The sequence below is a fragment of the Martinezella paranaensis genome (assembly GCF_014200235.1).
GTDB lineage: Bacteria > Pseudomonadota > Alphaproteobacteria > Rhizobiales > Rhizobiaceae > Rhizobium > Rhizobium paranaense.
Genome location: NZ_JACHBI010000002.1, coordinates 359,152 through 380,188, shown reverse-complemented (window position 1 = coordinate 380,188; position 21,037 = coordinate 359,152). Strand labels below are relative to the sequence as shown.

18 protein-coding genes and 1 tRNA gene are annotated in these 21,037 nt (G+C 59.5%); 6 read left to right on the top strand and 13 right to left on the bottom strand.

Annotation, left to right across the window (positions count from 1 at the left end):
• Positions 1–127 precede the first annotated feature (127 nt).
• The 6 genes from GGD50_RS07845 to GGD50_RS07820 all read right to left on the bottom strand — a co-directional run bounded on the left by GGD50_RS07845 (position 128) and on the right by GGD50_RS07820 (position 11,213).
• Complete coding sequence (locus tag GGD50_RS07845; protein WP_107109214.1) at positions 128–1,375, bottom strand: vWA domain-containing protein; 1,248 nt, start codon at positions 1,373–1,375, stop codon at positions 128–130.
• A gap of 129 nt (positions 1,376–1,504) precedes the next feature.
• Complete coding sequence (locus GGD50_RS07840; protein ID WP_107109213.1) at positions 1,505–2,386, bottom strand: transglutaminase family protein; 882 nt, start codon at positions 2,384–2,386, stop codon at positions 1,505–1,507.
• 4 nt (positions 2,387–2,390) lie between these two features.
• Positions 2,391–4,808 carry a circularly permuted type 2 ATP-grasp protein gene (locus tag GGD50_RS07835; protein ID WP_107109212.1) on the bottom strand — a complete coding sequence of 806 codons (2,418 nt, stop codon included), beginning with the start codon at positions 4,806–4,808 and terminating at the stop codon, positions 2,391–2,393.
• 13 nt (positions 4,809–4,821) lie between these two features.
• The gene (locus tag GGD50_RS07830; RefSeq protein ID WP_107109211.1) at positions 4,822–8,142 is read right to left on the bottom strand and encodes a transglutaminase family protein; all 3,321 of its coding nucleotides are present in this window, start codon (positions 8,140–8,142) and stop codon (positions 4,822–4,824) included.
• 177 nt (positions 8,143–8,319) lie between these two features.
• Positions 8,320–9,747: a mannose-1-phosphate guanylyltransferase/mannose-6-phosphate isomerase gene (locus GGD50_RS07825; protein WP_107109210.1), complete on the bottom strand. Its 1,428-nt coding sequence runs from the start codon at positions 9,745–9,747 to the stop codon at positions 8,320–8,322.
• 368 nt (positions 9,748–10,115) lie between these two features.
• The gene (locus tag GGD50_RS07820) at positions 10,116–11,213 is read right to left on the bottom strand and encodes a DUF475 domain-containing protein (RefSeq protein ID WP_107109209.1); all 1,098 of its coding nucleotides are present in this window, start codon (positions 11,211–11,213) and stop codon (positions 10,116–10,118) included.
• A gap of 426 nt (positions 11,214–11,639) precedes the next feature.
• Between GGD50_RS07820 and GGD50_RS07815 the strand changes: the two genes are divergently transcribed.
• Positions 11,640–11,885 carry a hypothetical protein gene (locus GGD50_RS07815; RefSeq protein ID WP_107109208.1) on the top strand — a complete coding sequence of 82 codons (246 nt, stop codon included), beginning with the start codon at positions 11,640–11,642 and terminating at the stop codon, positions 11,883–11,885.
• A 63-nt stretch (positions 11,886–11,948) separates the two neighbouring features.
• Here GGD50_RS07815 and GGD50_RS07810 read toward each other — a convergent pair whose 3' ends face one another.
• Together GGD50_RS07810 and GGD50_RS07805 are read right to left on the bottom strand one after the other, a co-directional pair.
• A complete protein-coding gene (locus GGD50_RS07810) occupies positions 11,949–12,419 on the bottom strand; it encodes a hypothetical protein (protein ID WP_107109207.1) in 471 nt (156 codons plus the stop codon).
• A gap of 92 nt (positions 12,420–12,511) precedes the next feature.
• Positions 12,512–12,742 carry a hypothetical protein gene (locus GGD50_RS07805; RefSeq protein WP_107109206.1) on the bottom strand — a complete coding sequence of 77 codons (231 nt, stop codon included), beginning with the start codon at positions 12,740–12,742 and terminating at the stop codon, positions 12,512–12,514.
• Positions 12,743–12,958: 216 nt separating this feature from the next.
• Between GGD50_RS07805 and GGD50_RS32705 the strand changes: the two genes are divergently transcribed.
• Positions 12,959–13,267 carry a hypothetical protein gene (locus GGD50_RS32705; RefSeq protein ID WP_107109472.1) on the top strand — a complete coding sequence of 103 codons (309 nt, stop codon included), beginning with the start codon at positions 12,959–12,961 and terminating at the stop codon, positions 13,265–13,267.
• A 612-nt stretch (positions 13,268–13,879) separates the two neighbouring features.
• On the opposite strand, the gene GGD50_RS07800 is transcribed toward GGD50_RS32705, so the two are convergent.
• A tRNA-Val gene (locus tag GGD50_RS07800) sits at positions 13,880–13,954 on the bottom strand.
• An 84-nt stretch (positions 13,955–14,038) separates the two neighbouring features.
• Positions 14,039–14,401, bottom strand: coding sequence for a response regulator CpdR1 (gene cpdR1, locus GGD50_RS07795; protein WP_004117561.1), 363 nt, complete (start codon positions 14,399–14,401; stop codon positions 14,039–14,041).
• 285 nt (positions 14,402–14,686) lie between these two features.
• On the opposite strand from cpdR1, the gene GGD50_RS07790 reads away from it, so the two are divergent.
• Together GGD50_RS07790 and hisN are read left to right on the top strand one after the other, a co-directional pair.
• Complete coding sequence (locus GGD50_RS07790) at positions 14,687–15,571, top strand: N-formylglutamate amidohydrolase (RefSeq protein WP_107109471.1); 885 nt, start codon at positions 14,687–14,689, stop codon at positions 15,569–15,571.
• 477 nt (positions 15,572–16,048) lie between these two features.
• Entirely contained in the window at positions 16,049–16,822 is a 774-nt protein-coding gene (gene hisN / locus GGD50_RS07785; protein ID WP_107109205.1) for a histidinol-phosphatase, read from the top strand.
• Between the two features lie 63 nt (positions 16,823–16,885).
• Here hisN and GGD50_RS07780 read toward each other — a convergent pair whose 3' ends face one another.
• From GGD50_RS07780 to GGD50_RS07770, 3 genes are all read right to left on the bottom strand, one after another.
• Positions 16,886–17,860: an alpha/beta fold hydrolase gene (locus GGD50_RS07780; RefSeq protein ID WP_107109204.1), complete on the bottom strand. Its 975-nt coding sequence runs from the start codon at positions 17,858–17,860 to the stop codon at positions 16,886–16,888.
• A 94-nt stretch (positions 17,861–17,954) separates the two neighbouring features.
• Positions 17,955–19,022, bottom strand: coding sequence for a cyclic nucleotide-gated ion channel (locus GGD50_RS07775; protein ID WP_107109203.1), 1,068 nt, complete (start codon positions 19,020–19,022; stop codon positions 17,955–17,957).
• A 136-nt stretch (positions 19,023–19,158) separates the two neighbouring features.
• Positions 19,159–19,638, bottom strand: a complete 480-nt coding sequence (locus GGD50_RS07770) for an Lrp/AsnC family transcriptional regulator (protein ID WP_107109202.1) — start codon at positions 19,636–19,638, stop codon at positions 19,159–19,161.
• A gap of 131 nt (positions 19,639–19,769) precedes the next feature.
• Here GGD50_RS07770 and GGD50_RS07765 point away from each other — a divergent pair, with 131 nt between their 5' ends.
• Together GGD50_RS07765 and GGD50_RS07760 are read left to right on the top strand one after the other, a co-directional pair.
• Complete coding sequence (locus GGD50_RS07765; protein ID WP_107109201.1) at positions 19,770–20,186, top strand: DUF2000 domain-containing protein; 417 nt, start codon at positions 19,770–19,772, stop codon at positions 20,184–20,186.
• Positions 20,187–20,536: 350 nt separating this feature from the next.
• Entirely contained in the window at positions 20,537–21,001 is a 465-nt protein-coding gene (locus tag GGD50_RS07760; protein ID WP_107109200.1) for an Hsp20 family protein, read from the top strand.
• Positions 21,002–21,037 lie beyond the last annotated feature (36 nt).

Sequence of the window (21,037 nt, the reverse complement as noted above, 5' to 3'; positions counted from 1 at the left end):
GATTCCGATTGTTTTTCCGGCTCTTATCCGCGGATTAGTTAACAAGCGAAAGCCGCCCCGAATTATTCTGGGCGGCTTTCGTTTTTTACGATCTATTTGTGGCTTCCGGTGCTTCGCGCACCGGTTGTTATTTGGTCAGAAGCGTCATTTTCTTTGACGCCTGTGTAGCAATTGACGAGAAGGCGTTGAACAGGTCTGCGGCATTCTGCGGTGTGAAGTAATCGGCGGCTGATGTTGCGCAATACTTCAGCAGAGCTTGGCCGTTTGCTGGCGCCATGAAGGCGATCGTATAGACGTGGATGCCGGCGTTGCGTGCGATATCGCATTGAGCCTTGGTGTTCGTGTCGGCGCTTGCCACGTTGTTATCGCCGTCCGTCATGAAGACGATGTATGTGGACGGGTTTGTCTGGCCGTTCTTGTTTTTATGCTGCAACTGCTCGTTCGTGAGCCCAGGCGTCGTCGATGCCATTGTGAGGGCGGTCACCGCAGCCGTGAATGCGGGCGCCGAGTTCGTCGTGCCGCTTGCCGTCAGGTTGTTGACATATTGGGTGACGCCGCTGGTGCCCCAGGCAAGCGCCGTCGGCGTCTGGGCGTTGGAGTTATAGGAGTCGGCACCGGTGCGAACATACATGCTGTTCGGATCGGCGGTGTTCAATTGCGTCGCCAGGTTCGCGGTCGCGATCTTCAGCGATTGGATCTTCGTGTAGTAATTGGGCTGCGTACCTGTGCAGGTGCTGGTGACAGTCTTGCCCTTCGAGTTGGTCGTCGTGCAGGCATATGTGTAGGTCGTCGTCGGCTGTTGCGCATTGACGGTGTCGGTTGGTTCGTCCATCGAGCCGGAACGGTCGAGAACGAAATACATGGACAGCGGGCTCTTTTGAGTTTGCGCTGGATCGTTGCCGCTGGCGGACCTGCTCGACGCGCCGACGTTCATCGTGGTGAAGCCGAGCATGCGTGTCATGCCGTTCACCTGCATGGCATAAGACGCGTTCACGACGACGGAATAGCTGGCATTGCCCGAAGAATCGGTCGTCTTCGTCACTGTTGCGGTGGTGCCGGCCTTCAGCGCGCTGGCGGCACTCGTATCGCCGGCAAGATAGTTCGACATCTGTCCGGTCACGAAGTTAGCGGCCAGTTGCTGAGCGTTGGATGTTGTCGCACTACCATTGGCAAGCGCCGTTGCCGTAGCAAGCGCCGCAGCATCGGTCGCCTCCTGTAGCTGGCTGTTGGTAACCGCCATGTTGGAAACATCGACCGCGACGCCTGCAGCGGCGGCGAGGACGGGAATAGCGAGTGCGGTCAATATGCCGAAATTGCCAGCACGATCACGCAAAAGATGTTGAATGCCACGAAATTTGCCCGAACAAGTGATCATCACGTCCGCCCAAAAAGAATAAGCCCCAGGACTGCGACTGTGGGCGAAAACTCTAAGGGCGGCGTTGAGATGATCATTCGACTTTTAGCGAATGACGCGAATATTTCCGATTTAGGGTTGTATTCGAAATTACTGCTTTAATGGAATGACGTCGACGGCTTGCACCGTCTTTTGAGTTCCATAGCTCTTCAATACGCCGATAACAGGGGCGACGTCGGAATAGTCGCGGCCGTAGGCGACGACGATATGGTCTGTTCCGGCAGGGATATTGTTGGTCGGATCGAGCTCGATCCAGCCCGCCGTTTCACCGCACCAGATGCGCACCCAGGCATGCATGGCGTCGGCCCCTTCCAGGCGTTCCTTGCCCGGCGGCGGAATGGTGCGCAGGAAGCCGCTGACATAGCCGGCCGGGATGCCGAGGCTGCGCAATGCGATGATCATCACATGCGTGAAATCCTGACAGACGCCGCGCTTCAGGCGGAACGCCTCTTTCGGCGTGGTGTCGACCGTCGTCGCCTTGGGGTCGTAGACGAAATCCTTATGGATCTGGGCGCAGACGGCGTGGGCGATCTGCATTACCGTCAGACCGGTCGTCGCCCATTGCCGGGCATAGTCGGTGATCTCGGTCGTCTCCGGCAGACGCGGGCTTGTGCCGATGAAATGATGTGGTGAGGATGGCTCGATCGACCAGCAATCGCTTAACTCTTCCGGCAGTTTGGCGAGTACGGGCGAGAAGTCGGCGGAAACCGGCTGGCTCTCCACCTGCACCCGCGCCTGCATGCGGATATCGAGCTTTTCATGCGGATTGCGCACCAGGATCGAGGTCGCGGGATGCTGGAAAAAATCCGTGAAGTTCGACTGCTCGTCCGGATGCGGGGTGACCTTCAGCGAGCCGGCAATCAAGCGCTGGCGGTTGGTCAGAGACAGCGGCAGCACCCGCACGATATGACGAGCGCCGCTGGCCGGTACGTCGTAGATATAGCCCATGTGCAGCGACAGGTCGTAGAGCATCACATCATCCGAGATAGGTCTGGGCGAGGAGGTCGGAGAGAGATTCTAGCTCCCGTTCCAGCCGCTTGTAGACCTCGTCGTTCATCGTCTCCGGCGTCATGACGGCAAGGCCCGAATGCAGCCGCATGGCTTCGCGGTAGAAGGGCGACATCTGGCCGTTGACGAAGGCGTTCGGCAATTGCTCTACCTCGCGATGGATCTCGTTCATCTGGAAAAGAATCGAGCGCGGGTTGAGCGGATCGAGCGCCAGCAGATCGGTCACTGTCAGGCGGGCGGTATTGACGTTGTAGCGGCGGCGATGGGTCATGACGCTGTCGCCGATTTCGAGCAGCATGTCGAGCGCGCCGTCGGGCGCCTCAGGGCCGGACATATAACCGAGCAGGCGCGTCATATGCAGTCCACGCTCGATATAGCGGCCGAGCGACAGGAAGCGCCAGCCGGTGAAACGGTACATGTTTTCGTGCACGAGACCGGCAAAGCCCGCGAGCTTGCGCAGGAGAATCGTCATCGCGTGGCTGGCGTCGTCGCCGGCTTTGATCTTTTCCTTGAAGCGCCGGGCAGTCTTGGCGAGATCGTTCAGTGCCAGCCAGCCGTCCGGCGAGAAGCGGTCGCGGATGTTGCTGGCGGAATAGACGGCGCTGTCGATATTGCGCAGCAGGCTTTCCGGTACGGGTTCCCTGGTGTCGATATCGACGGCTGCCAGATAGGTGCTGACATTGGCGAGCAGCGGCTGGGTGGGATCGGCCGCTTCGGCAAAGCGCCCATGCCAGGCTCGCAGGATGCGCAAGGCCCCTTCGGCGCGCTCGATATAGCGGCCGAGCCAGAAGAGATTGTCGGCGGCGCGGCTCGGCAGGCTGCCGGGCATGTTGCGCGTGAAGGTCTCTTCGGTCGGTAGCAGCGTGTGGCGCTCGACAGGCTTGTCGGAGACGATCCAGACATCGGCCGCGGAACCGCCGGACTGCATGGCAATGGCGGCCACATCGTCGCCGCTGCCGATGCGGGCAAAGCCGCCCGGCATGATCTGCCAGCCGTTTTCGGTGCGGGCGGCGAAGACACGCAAACTCATCGGCCGCGGCAGCAGCTTGCCGTTTACCCAGGCAGGAGTAGTCGAGAGCGTCACGACCTCCTGGCCGACCAGCTTGTGGCCGTCCGTCGTTAGCCAGTCTGCAATCGACTCCTTGGCAGTGGTGCGCAGCGTCGAGCCCAGCACCGACTGGCCGTTGTCGTCGAAGAAGGGCATGCAGGAATAGGCCGGGCCGATCACCATTTTTTCGATATGGGCGGCGACATGCTCCCGCTCGGCCTTCTGTCCGCACCACCAGGTGGCGATCGACGGCAGCTTCAGGTCCTCGCCACGCAGATGCCGACAGATGGTCGGCAAAAAGGCGAGAAGCGCGCGAGTTTCCAGAATGCCCGAACCGAGCCCGTTGACGATGGTGACGGTCTGCGCCCTCAGCGCCTCTACCATGCCTGGCGTGCCGATATGGGATTGCTGGTTGAGCTCCAGCGGGTCGGCATAGGATGCGTCAAGGCGGCGCCAGAGCACGCTGATGGGCTTCAGGCCTGCGACGGTGCGCACCATCAGTTGATCGTTGACGACGGTGATGTCCTCGCCTTCCAGCAACATGAAGCCGAGGTAGCGGGCAATATAGGCGTGTTCGTAATAGGTCTCGTTGGCCGGCCCCGGCGTCAAGACGGCGATGCGGTCGGATGCGCCGCGCTTCACGCCCTGCAAGGCATCGCGGAAGGCGCCGAAGAAGGATGCGAGACGGTGCACTTTCGTCTCTGCGTAGATATCAGAGAAAGCGCGCGTGGTAGCAACGCGGGTCTCCAGCGCGAAACCGGCGCCCGACGGCGCCTGGGCGCGGTCGGCCAGCACCCACCAATTGCCGTCCGGACCGCGGCCGATCTCGAAGGCGAGGAAGTGGAGATAGTGACCGTTCGCGGGCTTGATACCGGCGAGTGGCCGCAGGAACTCCGGATTGGCGGCAATCAGCGCCGGCGGCAGCAAGCCTTCGTTGATCAGCCTGTTGTCGCCGTAGATATCGGCAATGACCTCTTCGAGCAGGTCGGCGCGCTGGCGCAGGCCGGCCGAGAGCGTCTGCCATTCGCGCTCGTCGATCAGAACGGGAATATGGGAGATTGGCCAGTTGCGTTCGCTGACGCCGGTCGATCCATAGGCGCGGTAGAAAACGCCGGCGTCGCGCAGATAGCGGTCGGCGCGGGCGAAGCGCTCCAGAAGGTCCTTTTCCGGCATGCGGCTGAGCGCGGCGAGCAGATTTTGCCAGACCGGCCGGACCGCCCCGGTATTGTCGACCATTTCGTCGGCGACGCCGGGCAAAGCGGAATAGGCAAAGGCCGGATCGTTGCCGATGCCAGCCCTTACCTCGTCACGCCGTTCCGTCGCTGGTTTCTTCCCCATGCGTATGCCCGTTTCAAACTCCGATCGGCCGCCTCAGATCGAGCGTCAGCGGAAATTCCGCCGACACTGATTCTGTGCGCAGATTATAGCCGCCCGCGGTATGCCCCCAAGGTTCAAATCGCGCAAGACGTCGCGCTTCCGCCTCATTGCCGTTGACAGGGAAGGTGTCATAGTTGCGGCCGCCCGGATGAGCAACATGGTAGATACAGCCGCCGATCGAACGCTTCGACCACGTATCATAAATGTCGAAGGTCAGCGGCGTGTCGATCGGCAGAACCGGATGCAGGCCCGAAGCCGGATGCCAGGCTTTGTAACGGACGCCGGCAACGGAGACGCCCGACATGCCCGTCGGCGTCAGCGGCACGGCGCGGCCGTTGCAGGTGACAGTGTAGCGCGAGGGATTGTTGGTTTCGAACCGTACCTGCAGCCGTTCCACCGATGAATCGACATAGCGGACGGTACCGCCGATCGCGCCTTCTTCGCCCATGACATGCCAGGGCTCCAGCGCCTGGCGCAGTTCCAGCTTGCTGCCCTCGTATTCGACCTCCCCGCAGAAGGGGAAGCGGAATTCGAGCTGCGCCTGGAACCATTCGGGACGAAGGTCGAAGCCGTTTTCCCGCAGATCCGCGAGCACATCGAGGAAATCCTGCCAGATATGATGCGGCAGCATGAAACGGTCGTGCAGCGTCGTGCCCCAACGCACGAACCGGCCGTCGATCGGATTGCGCCAGAAGCGGGCGATGAGGGCGCGCACCAGCAATTGCTGGGCGAGGCTCATGCGCGCGTTCGGCGGCATTTCGAAGCCGCGGAATTCGACGAGGCCGAGGCGTCCCGTCGGTCCATCCGGCGAGAACAGTTTGTCGATGCAGATTTCCGAGCGGTGGGTGTTGCCGGTGACATCTGTCAGGAGATTGCGGAAGAGGCGATCCACCAGCCATGGGAGTGGTTGCAGCCCGCGGCCGGGTGCCGGTACCTGGGCCAGCGCAATTTCCAGCTCGTAGAGGCTATCGTGACGGGCTTCGTCAATGCGCGGCGCCTGGCTGGTTGGCCCGATGAACATACCGGAGAAAAGATAGGATAGCGAGGGATGGCGCTGCCAGTGCAGTACTAGGCTCTTCAACAGATCGGGACGGCGCAGGAAAGGGCTGTCCATGGTGTTGCGGCCGCCGACGACAACGTGGTTGCCGCCGCCGGTGCCGGTGTGGCGGCCGTCGATCATGAACTTGTCGGTGCCGAGCCGGCTGGCCCGCGCCTCCTCATAGATCGCCGTGGTGATATCGACGGTTTCCTTCCAGCTCGATGCCGGATGGATGTTCACCTCAATGACGCCGGGGTCGGGAGCGACGCGGATGACATTGATGCGCTCGTCCTGCGGCGGCGCATAGCCTTCGATATGAACAGGCAGGTTCAGGGCTGCGGCGGCGCGCTCGGCGGAGGCGACGAGGTCGAGGTATTCCTCGACGCTGACCGTCGGCGGCATGAAGATGCAGAGGCGCCCGTCGCGCGGCTCGACGCTGATGGCAGTGCGCACATAGCCGCCTATCTCATCGATGGATTGCGGCATGATCGGCTGCTGGCCAGCGAAGGGCTGGAAGTGAGCGGTCTGCAATGGCCGACCCTTGTCCGCACCGTAATCCGGCAGCGCCTCGCGCGGGATCGTTGGGTCCATCGGGTTAATGTACGGGTATTGCGATGCCGGTATCCAGCCGAGCGAGTTCAGTGGCAGGCGATAGCCGACCGGGCTGTCGCCGGGCATGAGGAAAATGCGGCCGCGGCGCGTGTGCCACTTCTCGCTGACCCAGCGGCGGCCGCTGGCGCGCGCATTCCAGGCCTGGATGGGGAGAATATAGCCCGTCGGCCGCGTCAGTCCGCGCTCGAAGACGCGGGCCATGCGCGAGCGTTCCTCCGGGTCCTTCAGTTTCGAGTTGGACGGATCGACATTGTCAGGCAGGTTCGCTTCCTTGACCAACCATTCGGCCGGATCTTCGAAGGCGGGCGCCACATAGTCCGGTTCGATGTCGAGTTCGCCGGCAATAGCCGTCAGCAGGCGGCCGGCATCATCCTCGTTGACGCTGTAGTTGCGACCTTCATTGGCAATCAGGTCTGGGTTCGACCAGATCGGCAGGCCGTCGCGCCGCCAATAGAGGGAGAAGGTCCAGCGCGGCAGGCTTTCGCCGGGATACCATTTGCCCTGGCCATAATGCAGGAAGCCGTTCGGCGCGAAGCGCTCGCGCAGGCGGCGGATCAGCGTATCGGCCTTTTCGCGCTTAGTCGGGCCGACTGCGGCGGTATTCCATTCGTCGGACTCGAAGTCGTCGATCGAAACGAACGTCGGCTCTCCGCCCATGGTCAGGCGCACGTCGTCTTGCTTGAGGATGGTATCCACCTTTTCCCCAAGCGAGTTCAGCGCATCCCAGCTTTCGTCGGAGAAGGGCTTGGTGATGCGCGGATGCTCGGCGACGCGGGTGACCTTCATGTCGAAATCGAATTCGGTCTCGGCCTCGCCGAAATAGCCGCCGGAGATCGGCGCAGCATTACGGTAATGTGGTGTGGCGGCGAGCGGAATATGGCTCTCGCCGGTCAATAGACCCGATGTAGGATCAAGGCCAACCCAGCCTGCACCGGGAAGATAAACCTCGGCCCAGGCATGCAGGTCGGTAAAGTCGTAGTCCGTGCCCGAGGGGCCGTCCAGCGCCTTCAGGTCCGGTGTGAGCTGGATAAGGTAGCCGGAGACGAAGCGGGCGGCGAGGCCGAGATGGCGGAGAACCTGGACGAGCAGCCAGCTCGTGTCGCGACAGGACCCCTTTGCCTTTTCCAGCGTCTCTTCCGGCGTTTGAACACCGGTTTCCAGGCGAATGACATAGCCGATCTCGTGCTGCAGTCGTGCATTGAGGCCGACGACCATGTCGACGGTGCGCTGCTCCGAGCGGTCGAGGGTTGAAAGGAAAGCCGCAAGTCGTGGCCCTGGCTCCTCCGGCTCCATATAGATCGACAGATCGTCGCGAATGGTCTCGGGATAATCGAAGGGCCACTTGGTGGCCTCCTCTTCGACGAAGAAGTCGAAGGGATTGTAGACGGTCATGTCGGCAACGAGATCGACCTCGATCTTCAACTCGGTCACCGGGTCGGGAAAGACGAAGCGGGCGAGATAGTTGCCGTAGGGATCCTGTTGTAGATTCACGAAATGATTGGATGGCGTCACCTTCAGCGAATGGCTGAGGACGCGTGTCTTGGAATGTGAAGCAGGTTTCAGGCGAATGATTTGAGGGCCGAGGCGGACCGGATTGTCGTATTTATAATGGGTGAGATGATAAATGCTTGCCTTGATCGCCATATTTTCTCTTTGCCTAGCTCGCATCGTTGTGCGGCATTTGCTGTTCCCGCCGGCAGTGTGTGCAATGCAGCGGAAGAATGCAAGGCGTCTCGGCGCTCAATCAGGCCCATTCATAGGGTGCAAAATAAAAGCGGCGGGCTTTCACCCACCGCTTTGAAATCGATACTGTCGAAGATCTCAGCTTCTGCCGAATTCATCGACCAGGCGAATGATGTCGTCTTCGCCGAGATAGGAGCCCGTCTGCACTTCGATCAGCTCCAGCAGGATCTTGCCGGGGTTGGAAAGACGGTGCACTTCGCCGAGGGGGATATAGACCGACTCGTTTTCACGCAGCATCTGTACGTGTTCGCCTACCGTCACCTCTGCCGTGCCCTTGACGACGATCCAATGTTCCGAACGGTGATGGTGCTTCTGCAGCGACAGCTTCTTGCCGGGCAGAACGAAGATGCGCTTCACCTGGAAACGCTCGCCGTTCAGAACCGAGGTGTAGCCGCCCCAAGGGCGATAGGACGTCGGATGGGTCTCGGTGAGCTTGGCCGTCGTCTTCTGGCTGGCGAGCAGCTTGACCAGCTTGCCGACTTCCTGGCTGTCCTTGAGATGGCCGACATAGACGGCGTCTTCGCTGGCGATGACGGCGACATCCTCAAGCCCTTGGACGGCAACATGGAGGCCGTGGGTCATCACAAGCGAATTCTTGGTGTTGACCAGAGTCGTGGCGCCGGCCGAGACGTTGCCGCTTTCATCGCGCTTGCCGACTTTCCAAACTGCATCCCAGCTACCGAGGTCGGACCAGGTAAAGGGGGAGGGAACGACGGCCGCATTGGCGGTCTTTTCCATCAGGGCGTAGTCGATGGAGATGTCGGGGCTCTTGGAGAAGGTGTCACTATCCAGGCGCGTAAAGTCGAGGTCGCGGGTTGCCTTAGAAACGGCCTTGCCGGCCGCCTTTTCGACGTCGGGCGCATATTCCTTCATTTCGTCCAGAAGCTGGGCGGCGGAGAACATGAACATGCCCGAGTTCCAGTAGAAGCTGCCGCTTGCAACCATCTCCTGGGCCTTCTCCAAGACAGGCTTCTCAACGAAGCGCTTGACGGCATGGGCGCCGGTCGAAAGCGCCTTGCCGCTTTCGATATAGCCGTAGCCAGTCGCTGGTTCGGTCGGCGTGATGCCGAAGGTGACAAGCTTGCCCTGTAGGGTGGTATCGCGCGCCACGCGCACGCAATCATAATAGGTCTTGTTGGCGTCGATCTCATAGTCGGAGCCGAGGACGTGCATGATTGCGTCCTTGCCGAAAAGCTCCGTGACGAGCGCAGCGGCGGCGGCAACGGCGGCGGCGGTATTGCGGGCGACCGGCTCGAGCAGCACGGCTGCAAGCTTCAAATCCAGCTCGCGGGCCTGTTCGGCGACGAGAAAGCGGAATTCTTCATTGGTGAGGACGATCGGCGCTTCGTAAAGCTCAGGATCAGCCACGCGCTCCAGCGTGTTCTGAAAGAGCGTCTTGTCGCCGATGAATTGGATGAACTGCTTCGGTGCAGAAGCGCGCGACAGCGGCCACAACCGTGTTCCCTTGCCTCCGGCCATGATCACTGGGACGATTTTGGCTGCCATATCTGCCTCTCTCCTAGATACTCACTCGGGACCGCTCGCGGGCATCTGCAACATATGCGATCGCCACGTTCGTCCCCTAAACAACTGAACTTCGCCATTGCGATATTTTTCAGGAAAACACCAGTGCGAATTGCCGTCGATTGCGAACATTCGCTGATCTTAGTTGGGAAATTCTAATAGACACAGTCATGCTTCGGTTGAGGGACCAAATCCGTGTTGTGGGAATTTTCCACCGAAAGACGTAGCGGCAACGACCTAAAGCGCATGTCGATCTCTGGGATTCGCTCCTTACGCTTTAGATCCTTGGTTTTCGCTGTCGTTGTCGCAGATCGCTGCACAGCTTTGCGCGACCTGCTTTGGATCATTGATCAGGCTTCGGCTCTATCGCGGGGCTCCTCATCGGCCGGGCCATGCTCGGCACCGTTGCGCTTGTTGTAACGGATCGAAGACCAGAGCGAGATACCGATCAAAGCCGCGCCGCCGAGACCGGTGATAACTTCCGGAATATGTATGAGCGTTTGGACATACATGATCCCCGAAAGAATCAGGATGGCGTAGAAGGCGCCGTGTTCCAGGTAGCGATAGTGGGCGAGGGTGCCTTTTTCCACCAGCATGATCGTCATCGAGCGCACATACATGGCGCCGATGCCGAGCCCGATGGCGATGATGAAGAGGTTCTGGGTGAGTGCGAAAGCGCCGATGACACCGTCGAAGGAGAAGCTCGCATCGAGGATTTCCAGATAGAGAAAGGCTCCGAGGCCGCCTCTCGCGGCAGCGCTCATCGATTTTTGCGAGGCATCCAGAAAGCCGCTGAGGACCTCCACCAGAAGGAAGGTGAGCAGACCATAGACGGAGGCATAAAGGAATGTGGTCGCATCGTCGCCATCGAGCAGGGAGGTGAAGATCAGAACGAGGATCAGCACGAAGGCGATCTCGATGCCCTTGACGGTGGCGAAATGCGCCATCGCCTTTTCGATAAAGGCGATCCAGTGCACATCCTTCTCGTGATTGAAGAAATAGGTGAGGCCGACCATCATCAGGAAGGTCCCGCCGAAAGCGGCAATGGGCAGATGTGCGTCATGCATGATCGCGGCATACTGCTCCGGTTCGGCCGCTGCGAGCTTCAGCGCTTCCCAGGGATTGATGTGGGCGGCAATCGCGACGATCGCCAGCGGAAAGACGATGCGCATGCCGAAGACGGCGATGACGATGCCCCAGGTCAAAAAGCGATGCTGCCAGACTGGCGTCATCTCTTTCAGCTTGTTGGCATTGACGATGGCGTTGTCGAACGAAAGCGATATTTCCAGCACGGCCAGCACCAGGCAGATGAAAAAGGCCGTTGCCAAGCCGCCGAAAGTGCCGGTCATGTTCCAGCCGAGCACTCCGCCCAGGATGAGACCTGCGATGGTGACGATGAAGGCCCAGCCGAAATAGCCGAGCATGGATTTGGAGGAAGAGGACGTCATGGGCGCACCTCCTCAAAAGCGGAAAAAATGTATCCGGACGCGAGGCATAGTCGCATGCCAGAGACGGCATGCGTGCGAGGCATGGTCAGGGTATTCATGAAAAGAAATCCGCCGGCTCATCTGCAGGCGGTACCGACATCGCGAGAGCGCCGTTAAAACTCTCGCCAGAGGGGCCCGGCACCAAAGTTCAATCCGCAGCCGATGTCAGAAGGCGCGGAGATGCCACCATTAGTTAGTGAAATTGTGGCGCCCGTCAAGAGCCGCGACGGTTCGATGCTGCCCTCATCACCAGGATAGAAATTTCCGGAACCAAACGGGAAAGAGGCGCGTTTGGCCTTCAGGCGGGCAGGGCGATGTCCGTTGCAAGGCAGATCCCAGAGCGGGTTTGATTGTCGGATAGAGAGCAGCGGACAAGGAGGACCTCTCATGAGCCCCCATCCCATCCATCATAGACCGAAAGAACAGAAGCCGGACATGGCTCGGCAGAAGCGGGCACGCCCGAATGTCGTGCGTCAGGTGCAGGTATTGCCGCCGCACAATGTCGACCTGACGCTGCAGCCTGCGACCCATGAAGATGTTCATGTGCCGGCCCATGTCAGCGGCGCGGACCTGTCGCGAGAGGCACCAGGCGATGCCAATCACGGCGGGAAAAATAAAGGCCGCTCAAAATAAAAGTTGGAAGCCGAAGGTTTTCCGAGGTTCCGGGTCAGAGGCCCGGAGCGGGCGAAGCTTTGCCTATTTGCCGCGTGGCGGTTTGCCATTCGACAGGAAGCTGGCGGTAAAGCTTAGCTCCGTCGATTTCGCCGAGCATTCGATCGCGACAGGTTTGCCGGCATAAGGATTGGCGAAGGTGCAGGTGCCCTTGGCGCCGACCTGGCCGGTCATCTTGTTGCCTGCACCGGTGGATATGACCTCGATCGGCAATTGCGCGGTGCCCTTTTTCTCGCCGGGCTTGATTCCACGGCCATCGCCCTGGAAGCCAAGCATCTTGCCGCCCGATGAAAAGATGAAGGTTACCGAGCCGTCCGGTCCCGTCACGCTGGCGATCTCACCCTTGCAGCCTTTCGAGGCATCGAGCTTGCCGACGACGAGCTTGGAACATGTTCCGCTAACCACTACCGCGCCGGGCGCCGGAAAATTCTGTGCGGCGGCAGCCGTCGTAGCGGTCATCACTGTCAATCCAATAGCAAGGCCTGCGAATCGCATGAATGGAGTCCTTTTAAAGCCTCCACAGGTTTGCCGATGGAAATGTGGCAGTCAATCCCCGACTGCTGACGCGCCGGTGTGGGCGGCGCCCGTCACTCCGGTACGAGGGTGCCGATCAGTTGCAGCAGAGCGTTCTGCCGATTGCCGCCGCCGGCCAGGAATTCGTAGAGCGTCATCTTCTTTTCGCTGCCGCCATCGACGAGATAATCGGATTGGCGAATGACGAAGACCTCGCCGCTGTCGGTGTCTCGGGCGAGGTGAAACATATATTCGTCGCCGTTGGGCTTATGGTTTTTGTAGAACTGCTTCTTCACGACGGCCATTCTCGTCCTCCCGTACGATCAATGCTTTAGCATGACAGTAGTGTGACAGAGCGATCGGAAGTCAAGCGACTTGTGGCGAAGTTTTGCTCATCTCGCCCGCCGGCGATGCATTCGAGCGCTGAACATCAGCATGTGATTGGATATCGAAGAAAAGACCATTATTCTCAACCCGTGCGATCGAGAATTCGATACGCCATGAGCGAGAGGTCAAAACAAATGAGAATGATGTTAGCGTTAGGGGCCATCTTAAGCTTCGCTTGCGTCTCCGCAGGCGAAGCGCCCTCGAACTACCAGTCATACCAAGGTATCCGCGCCGATAGCGATCCGGTGCTTCTAGCGAGATACGATAGGGCTCTGCAGTATTGCGAACCGGAAGCCTATTCCTGGTCTCGGGGATCACCCGATCCGAACAGCAGCATGTACATCCTGGCATTGAGAGCATGTTTGTATCGGCACAGCTTCGTAGACCGCGGCGTCCACGCTTATCCGACGACGGCGGTATTCCAGCACTTCCTGGATCGCTGAACGCCCACATGCATCTTTGCATAGGAAGCGCCTTTTCCCAGCCGGGAAGGGCGCTTTTCTCGTTTGGAATGTCTTCAACCGTCTCATAGTCAAGCTGAGTGGGTTCGGCGAGCAAGTTGAGGTGAATTTAAGCCTTTGAGATGTTCCGTCATAAACGGCAGAGTCGCAGATCACCGCCGATCTTCAAAACGGTGAATGACACGAGAAATTCCCGAAAAGAGCGATAAGGAAGTAGGGATCATCGCCAAACAGGCCGTATTGGCCAAGCCGAAGGGCGTATATCATTCAAGACACTATCATGTTCTAATTCAAACAGGTCGGACGTCCTCCGACGATTGAAACCGAGCACTTCATGGTAACTGTCCCCTATCCCTAACCGGATAGGGGCTTTTTCGTTCGCTCGACAAACAGGCGCCTGTGATCTCATGCACAAGGCGCTGAACAAAAGGCTAGATTTCTTAGTCATTTTCTTAATTCCCAGACGGAACGCTGGAAGCCGCACGGGTCACGAAAACTTGGTTTGTAGGTCGGATAGGGGGAAGGTTTTCTGAGCCTAGGGGAATTATGAGAAAAGGCCTCTCGATTTCTCGAAAGGCCTTTTTCAAAACTGGATGGTGGGCGTGACAAGGATCGAACTTGTGACCCCTACGATGTCAACGTAGTGCTCTCCCGCTGAGCTACACGCCCATCCGATGGCGGCGCATAGATCACAAAACCTTGGTGGCCGTCAATAGGCTTTTTTTCGGTTTTGTGACGTTGCCGCCAGAAGCCTTAGGCGGCAAGGAGTTTGTTCACTTCGTCGACCAGCTCGCGCAGGTGGAAAGGCTTGGAAAGCACCTTGGCATCCTTCGGTGCCTTCGAATCAGGGTTCAGCGCCACGGCGGCGAAGCCGGTGATGAACATCACCTTCAGGTCGGGATCGAGCTCGGTGGCGCGGCGCGCCAATTCGATGCCGTCCATCTCAGGCATGACGATGTCGGTCAGCAGCAGCGAAAAGGGCTCCTCGCGCAGCCGGTCATAGGCGCTTGCTCCATTGTCAAAGGACAAGACCTTGTAGCCGGCCTTTTCCAGCGCCTTCACAAGGAAGCGACGCATGTCGTTGTCATCTTCGGCAAGGAGTATCTTCTGGGTCATCATCTGTTCGCTAATCAACTTTTGTCGTGTTGGACTTGTCCAGCGTCCAACTTAGTCGTTGGCCGTAAACAAGCGGTGAATGATCGGTCAGGACAAAGCCGTTCTGTTCGTCCGTTGCAGCACAAACGCACCCGAGGCCGCTTCGCATGTCTCGGGATCGTGCTTTCGGACATTTCGGTCGCGGCCCTTTGTATAAGGCCATTTTGCTTAAGTTAGTATGGACTTGCGGGCGAGCAACTGGCAACATGGATGCTGCGACAAGTTGTTGACATGGTAAAGACGTTGATGTCCGCAGAAATGCGTAATTTCGAGATTTTCGAGGTATCGGAGCCCGTCTCTCAGACAATTCCCTTTGTCTACAGCTCGCCTCACAGCGGTCGCATCTATCCACCGGATTTCATCGCTCAGTCCCGCCTGCAGGGCATCGCCATTCGTCGCTCGGAAGATCATTACGTCGATGAACTGTTTTCAGCGGCAAGCGTTCTCGGTGCACCGCTGCTGCTCGCCAATTTTCCGCGCGCCTATATCGACGTTAACCGTGAGCCCTATGAGCTCGATCCGCGCATGTTCGACGGCGTGCTGCCGCCCTATGCCAATATCAATTCGCTGCGAGTCGCCGGCGGCTTAGGCACCATTCCGCGCATCGTCGCCGAAAACATGGAAATCTATGCCCGCCGCGTGCCGGTCGAGGATGCGCTCAATCGTATCGAAACGATCTACAAGCCCTATCATGCGACCCTGCGCCGGCTGATTGCCCGCACCCATGTCAAATTCGGCTTCGGCGTCCTCGTCGACTGCCATTCCATGCCGGGCAATATCCGAATCGCCGGCAGCAACATGCGACCCGATTTCATCCTTGGCGACCGCTACGGGACCAGCGCTTCGGCGGACCTGTCGCGCGCCGCCATGCAGATCCTCGACGAACTCGGCTTCAACGCCGTGCGCAATAAACCCTATGCGGGCGGCTTCATCACCGAGCACTACGGCCGCCCCTCCCGCGGGCTTCATGCCCTGCAGATTGAGGTCAACCGCTCGCTCTATGTTGATGAAACGACGCTGGAGAAGCGGTCGGATTTCGGTGCTGTCGCCGCCGCCATCACCCTGTTCATGAAGCGTATGGCCGAGCATGTGGAATCCTATGCCGGCGATCCCGCTTTGGCGGCGGAATAGGGCAAAGCCCCTTCGCCCCCGTCCTGAGCTTGCCGAAGGGGCGGGGAGAAGGTGGGGCGGGGACATTGAGCAAGGCGAAATGTCGACGCCTCGGATGAGGGGCTATCTCGGACCTTTCAGGCGAATAAGCCCTGTGGAAACGTTTGGCTATGGTTATGGTCAGGCATGTTTTCTGCTGCCGCGCCCTGGTGCCTAGCCCCTCACCCTAACCCTGACAAAAAAAGAACCGCGCTTGTGGCGCGGCTAAGTCTAGGGAGGAAACACCCAAGGAGGGTATTTACAGTCAGAAGACTGTAGGGAGATGTTGCTATTGCATTGCACAAATGTCAAGCAGATTATTGCGGTGCAAAATATTTAGGCAATTATCGGATTTCTGCCTCATCTCCGGGCAATCCGCCTCTCGCATCGGCATTTGGTTTGCTTCGCCGAGTTTATGCGCTATGACTTCGCCCGCCCCGTCATTTATCCGGATTCACCATGCTTCCTGATCGCGCCTTTTTCTATCGTCTGGCCGAGGCGGCCAAGGCTGAGACCCTGCCGCGCTTTCGCGCCGGCGTTGATGTGGTCAACAAGGAGGCGCAGGGCTTCGACCCTGTTACGGAAGGCGATCGCGCCGCAGAGGAGGCGATTCGCGCCTTGATCGAGACGGAATTTCCCGACCATGGCATCCTGGGCGAAGAGCACGGCAATGTCGGCCTCGACCGAGAGCATGTCTGGGTGATCGATCCGATCGATGGCACCCGCGCCTTCATTTCCGGCGTTCCCGTCTGGGGGACGCTCATCGGCCTGCAGAAAAACGGCCGCGCTATCATGGGCATGATCGATCAGCCGTTTACCGGCGAGCGCTATTTCGCCGATGGCAACGGCTCGACCTATTCAGGCCCGGACGGCGAAAAGCGGCTGCAGGTTCGCGACTGCGGCAGCCTGTCGAATGCTGTTCTCTTCACCACCTCGCCGCATATCTTCGTCGACGAGGAGCTGGTGAAGTACCGCGAGATCGAGAGCCAGGTGCGGTTGTTCCGCTATGGCACGGATTGCTATGCCTATGCGCTGCTCGCGGCCGGTCACGTCGATCTCGTCATCGAAAGTTCGCTGAAGCCGTACGATGTCGGCGGCATCATCCCGGTCATCGAACAGGCGGGCGGTATCATCACCACCTGGGACGGCGGTCGGCCGGAAATGGGCGGCACGATCATCGCTGCCGGCAGCCGCGCGGTCTATGATCAGGCAAGGGCGATCCTGTCGCGATAGCCACCCGATCGAGCGTCCGAAAAGCGTCAGATATTCTCGTTGCGCGTGATTCGAGATCGCGCGCTAAATCCCGACACCCGCCATATCCGTATTCGCCTCGGCGTCGCTGCCGGGGATAAAGGCGTTGATGGCGGCGAGTGCGGCGTTGCGGTAGACGTCGCGCTCCTGCAGGATTTCATGTTTCGCGCCGTGGACGGGCACGAACTGCGCTGCGCGGAAATAGCGAGACAATCGTTCCTGGTCGGCATAGGGCACGACGCCGTCGCGGGTCGGCGCGATCAGCACCGTCGGGATGGCGATGGAAAAGAGATGCTCGGGCGTATTGACGCGATCGATGGTGCGGAATGCTTCCAGTAGCCAGCGGGCCGTCGGCGGCCCGAGGGTGAGCTGGGGATAGGCCGTTGCGATGGCGAGATTGCGCCGATAACGGCGTTCGTCCGTGGTTAGCGGGTTTTCCGGGAAGGGCTTTTCCCTGATTCTTTTGCTGAATTGCATCCGGCCGAGACCAAGCGCGCAGACCGTGCCGGAGATAAAGCGGACGAGGCCGGGCGAGACACCTTGGCCGGTGAGACCGACAAAGGGCGCCGACAGCACCATGCGCTCGATCCGGCTCGCAAGCCGCGGCGCCGCTGATAGCGCGATCAGCGCGCCGGTCGAGTGCGCCAGCACGAAGAACGGCAGGCGCGTATCCGGTAGCACGATCTTGTCGAGGAAGGCGGTCAGGTCGCGCTCATAATCGGAAAAGCGACGGACATGTCCGCGCAGCGGATCCTTCAGCAGCCGTTCGGAGCCGCCCTGGCCGCGTAGATCGAAAGTCGCGACCCACAATCCCTTGGCGGTCAGGTCGCGGATCGTCTCGAAATATTTCTCGATGAACTCATTGCGGCCCTGCAGCAGTACCACGGTGCCTTTGGCGACTGGCTGTTCGCAGCGGAAGACGACATAGCGCAGCCTGCGCCCGTCAAATGTCTCAAAGAACCCTTCGGTGCGGTTTTCCGGCACCGGATTGTCTGGTGTGGAATAGAGGATCGAATCCATGACGATGTCGCGCCTCGTTGAAGGGAATGCCTTTCTCAAGGGGATAGCGTAGGTGCAGGGAATTGCAACTGGTTTGTTGGCAGTGCCGCTTGTGTCAAGCCTTCGGCGTCGTGCCGCGTCGTTCGAGTGCGGTTTTGCGGATGATGTCGGCGATCTCCGGGCTGCTGCTGGACAGCATCTGGAAATCCGCCGAATAAAGCGAGAGGAGTGAGACTTCAGTAGCAGCGCTGACGGTCGCGGAGCGTGGTTCGCCGCTGATCAGCGCCATCTCGCCGAAGAAGCTGCCGGAGCCTAGCTCTACCGGGTGTGGTGTCGCAACGGTGACGCGGCCTTCAACGATGAAGTACATCTGGTCGCCGGTGTCGCCCTTGCGGCAGATGACGGCGCCGGCCGGTACGATGCGCGGCCGCAGCGCCCGCACGATCTCGATGAGCGCGGCAGAACCAAGCTTCTGGAACAGCGGTACGGCAGCAACCAACTGCCAATTGCGCACGAAGTCCTGGCGGCGGACTTCCTCGTAGAAGCCGGTGGCTAGGATGCCGGCCCAGAGGGCAAAGATGCCGATACCGCTCATCATGACCAGCCCGGCGAGAACGCGGCCGGCGAAGCTTTGCGGGATCTCGTCGCCGTAGCCTGTAGTCGACAGCGTGACCACCGCCCACCACATCGCCAGAGGAATGCTGCCGAACTTGTCAGGCTGGACGTCGCGCTCGATGATATAGGCGGCAAGCGCAGCACCGAACAGAACGATGCCGAAGATCGAGGTGACGCCGAGGAGATTGCGCGCTTCTTTACTCAGGACCCTGCCCAGCAGCCGAAAGAAGGTCGAACCGCGCAGCGGCTTCAGCAGCCAGATCGCACAATAGAGGCTTTGGTCGCGCCCGCCGACGAACAGGAACGCAGCCAAGGGGACCAGAACGGCGAGCAGATCGACGGCAATTTCCGGTACTCTGTCGCGAACGGCCCTTGTCCGGTGCACGATCAGCGTCTCGATCAGCTGCAGGACGTAGACAGCCCAGATGCCGGCAAGCAGGATTTCCAGAATGAGCCTGGTCTGTCCGCTCACGCCCGGCGTCGTGAGTGCAGCTACGGTCACGAGGCCGACGGCGACGAGCAGCGCGTTAACGGGCTCAGAAATCTTCGAGAAAGGGAGCGTCGACATTCAATACCCCGGGGTGGGCAGGCACCCTTCTAGAATAGGATAGCCTCGCTCTAAACGTAAAGGGCTTGCGGGACATGCGCCGCAACCAAGCCTTGACCGGTAATCTTGCGTCACCCAGCGTCCATGTCTTGGACCGTTATCGCTGCCCGACATCCAGCGGAAAACCCTTGAAAGGCTTGATTTCCTTCAGCACGAAGGTTGTCTGCATCTCCTTGATGCGTGGCAGGTGGCGCACCACCGCCATGGCGAAATCCGCATAGCTGTCGAGGTCTTCGGCAACGACCTGCAGTAGGAAATCCGCGTCTCCAGCGATGCTGTAGCACGCCACGACTTCGCTCAGCTTCAATACGTCGCATGAGAATTCCTCGGCCTCGGCCTCGCTGTGGCTGTCGATCTTCACCCTGATGAAGGCGAGGACGCCAAGCCCGATCTGGCGCCTGTCCAGGGTGGCCGTATAGCCTTGAATCACGCCTGTTTCCTCCAGTTGGCGCACGCGCCGCCAACATGGCGATGTCGAGAGCCCGACTTCGGAGGAAAGCGCCTGATTCGTCAGCCTCCCGTCCTTCTGGAGCGCTCCGAGGATTCGCAAATCGATGGGCTCAAGTGTGTAAGGCATATTCGACCTTGTATTCGGAGAAATCTGGTAGAGTTTACCATAATATCGGCATAAGCAGCAATGAAAGGCAAGATTACCCCGGATATCGGAGATATTCTCTGAGCGCACAGTCTCAACAGCCGTAGGTCTCCATGCTTTTCGATATTCGTCTTGCCATTGTCGTCAATCCCGCACTCCCGCTCGGGCTGGTCGCCAACACCGTCGGTGCGATCTCGATCGGATTGGGTGCGAAGTTTCCCGCGCTTGCGGCGCGGCAATTGACTGACCGAGAGGCACGCATCATCGACATCAGCTCGAACATGCCGGTTCCGGTGCTGCAGGCGGATGCGGAGACAATCACATCCTTATTGCTGAAGGCCTTGTCGCAGCAGGACGACCGCGCGGTCGTTCCTTTTTCCGCTTTCGCCCGCTCATTGCACAACTACAGGGAGTATGAGGCGACGTTCCCCGATCGCGATCTTGCCGGCGAGGCGATCGACGGCCTGGGGTTGGCGGGACCTTCGAAATGGGTGAAATCGCTCACCGGTTCGCTGAAATTGCTGCGCTAGCGGCCAGAAAAAAAGACCGGCTTGCGGAGATAGAGAGATCCGCGTCGCCGGCCTAGCAAGGACTGAAGAAGAAGGGACGATACACTTCAGTCATCGGACAGTGAATGCATCCGATGACCTCATTGGTAGTCCCACCAGCCTGAACGGGTCCCGAACCGGCCGTTCATCTGCGGTTCACGCGGATTTTCTTGAAAATCGAGAGATGTTGGCAAGGGTCTTGAACTGCTGAAAAGCGATCACCATCTCCATTCTGCGGGTGCCAAACGGGCTCGCGTAACCGTCCCTAGGCCGCCCAGAGCGGGGTCGCGGGGGCAAAACCAAATCGCAATCGTCGCTCACAGGAGGACAACATGCGTCACGTAGACTTCTCTCCCCTTTACCGTTCCACCGTCGGTTTCGACCGTCTTTTCACTATGCTCGACAGCCTTGCGCAGCCGGATCAGGCTCAGACCTATCCGCCCTACAACATCGAGCGCACCGGTGAGAACACCTATCGCATCACCATGGCCGTCGCCGGTTTCGATGAAAAGGAACTGAGCATCGAGGCTCATGCCCACGTTCTCCAGGTCAAGGGTGAAAAGAGCGAAGAGCCGGCCGAGGCTAGCGAATATCTCTATCGCGGTATCGCCAAGCGCGCCTTCGAGCGTCGCTTCCAGCTTGCCGATCATGTCGAGGTCCAGGCGGCTTCGCTGAAGAATGGTCTGCTGCACATCGATCTGTTGCGCAACATTCCCGAGGCCATGAAGCCCCGTCGTATCTCCATCGCTGCCGAGCCGGTTGAGGCCCCGAAGGCAATCGAAGCCCGTATCAACTAACGGGCTTCAACACATAGCCTGAAGACCGATCCTCCC

Coding starts and splice junctions, on each gene's coding strand:
- GGD50_RS07830 (WP_107109211.1), bottom strand. CDS start 8,142: ATGGCGATCAAGGCAAGCATTTATCATCTCACCCATTATAAATACGAC.
- GGD50_RS07770 (WP_107109202.1), bottom strand. CDS start 19,638: ATGCCTTACACACTTGAGCCCATCGATTTGCGAATCCTCGGAGCGCTC.
- GGD50_RS07805 (WP_107109206.1), bottom strand. CDS start 12,742: ATGGCCGTCGTGAAGAAGCAGTTCTACAAAAACCATAAGCCCAACGGC.
- GGD50_RS07835 (WP_107109212.1), bottom strand. CDS start 4,808: ATGGGGAAGAAACCAGCGACGGAACGGCGTGACGAGGTAAGGGCTGGC.
- GGD50_RS07780 (WP_107109204.1), bottom strand. CDS start 17,860: ATGGATTCGATCCTCTATTCCACACCAGACAATCCGGTGCCGGAAAAC.
- GGD50_RS07815 (WP_107109208.1), top strand. CDS start 11,640: ATGAGCCCCCATCCCATCCATCATAGACCGAAAGAACAGAAGCCGGAC.
- GGD50_RS07765 (WP_107109201.1), top strand. CDS start 19,770: ATGCTTTTCGATATTCGTCTTGCCATTGTCGTCAATCCCGCACTCCCG.
- GGD50_RS07790 (WP_107109471.1), top strand. CDS start 14,687: ATGTCCGCAGAAATGCGTAATTTCGAGATTTTCGAGGTATCGGAGCCC.
- GGD50_RS07825 (WP_107109210.1), bottom strand. CDS start 9,747: ATGGCAGCCAAAATCGTCCCAGTGATCATGGCCGGAGGCAAGGGAACA.
- GGD50_RS07840 (WP_107109213.1), bottom strand. CDS start 2,386: ATGCTCTACGACCTGTCGCTGCACATGGGCTATATCTACGACGTACCG.
- hisN (WP_107109205.1), top strand. CDS start 16,049: ATGCTTCCTGATCGCGCCTTTTTCTATCGTCTGGCCGAGGCGGCCAAG.
- GGD50_RS07810 (WP_107109207.1), bottom strand. CDS start 12,419: ATGCGATTCGCAGGCCTTGCTATTGGATTGACAGTGATGACCGCTACG.
- GGD50_RS07760 (WP_107109200.1), top strand. CDS start 20,537: ATGCGTCACGTAGACTTCTCTCCCCTTTACCGTTCCACCGTCGGTTTC.
- cpdR1 (WP_004117561.1), bottom strand. CDS start 14,401: ATGACCCAGAAGATACTCCTTGCCGAAGATGACAACGACATGCGTCGC.
- GGD50_RS07820 (WP_107109209.1), bottom strand. CDS start 11,213: ATGACGTCCTCTTCCTCCAAATCCATGCTCGGCTATTTCGGCTGGGCC.
- GGD50_RS32705 (WP_107109472.1), top strand. CDS start 12,959: ATGAGAATGATGTTAGCGTTAGGGGCCATCTTAAGCTTCGCTTGCGTC.
- GGD50_RS07845 (WP_107109214.1), bottom strand. CDS start 1,375: ATGATCACTTGTTCGGGCAAATTTCGTGGCATTCAACATCTTTTGCGT.
- GGD50_RS07775 (WP_107109203.1), bottom strand. CDS start 19,022: ATGTCGACGCTCCCTTTCTCGAAGATTTCTGAGCCCGTTAACGCGCTG.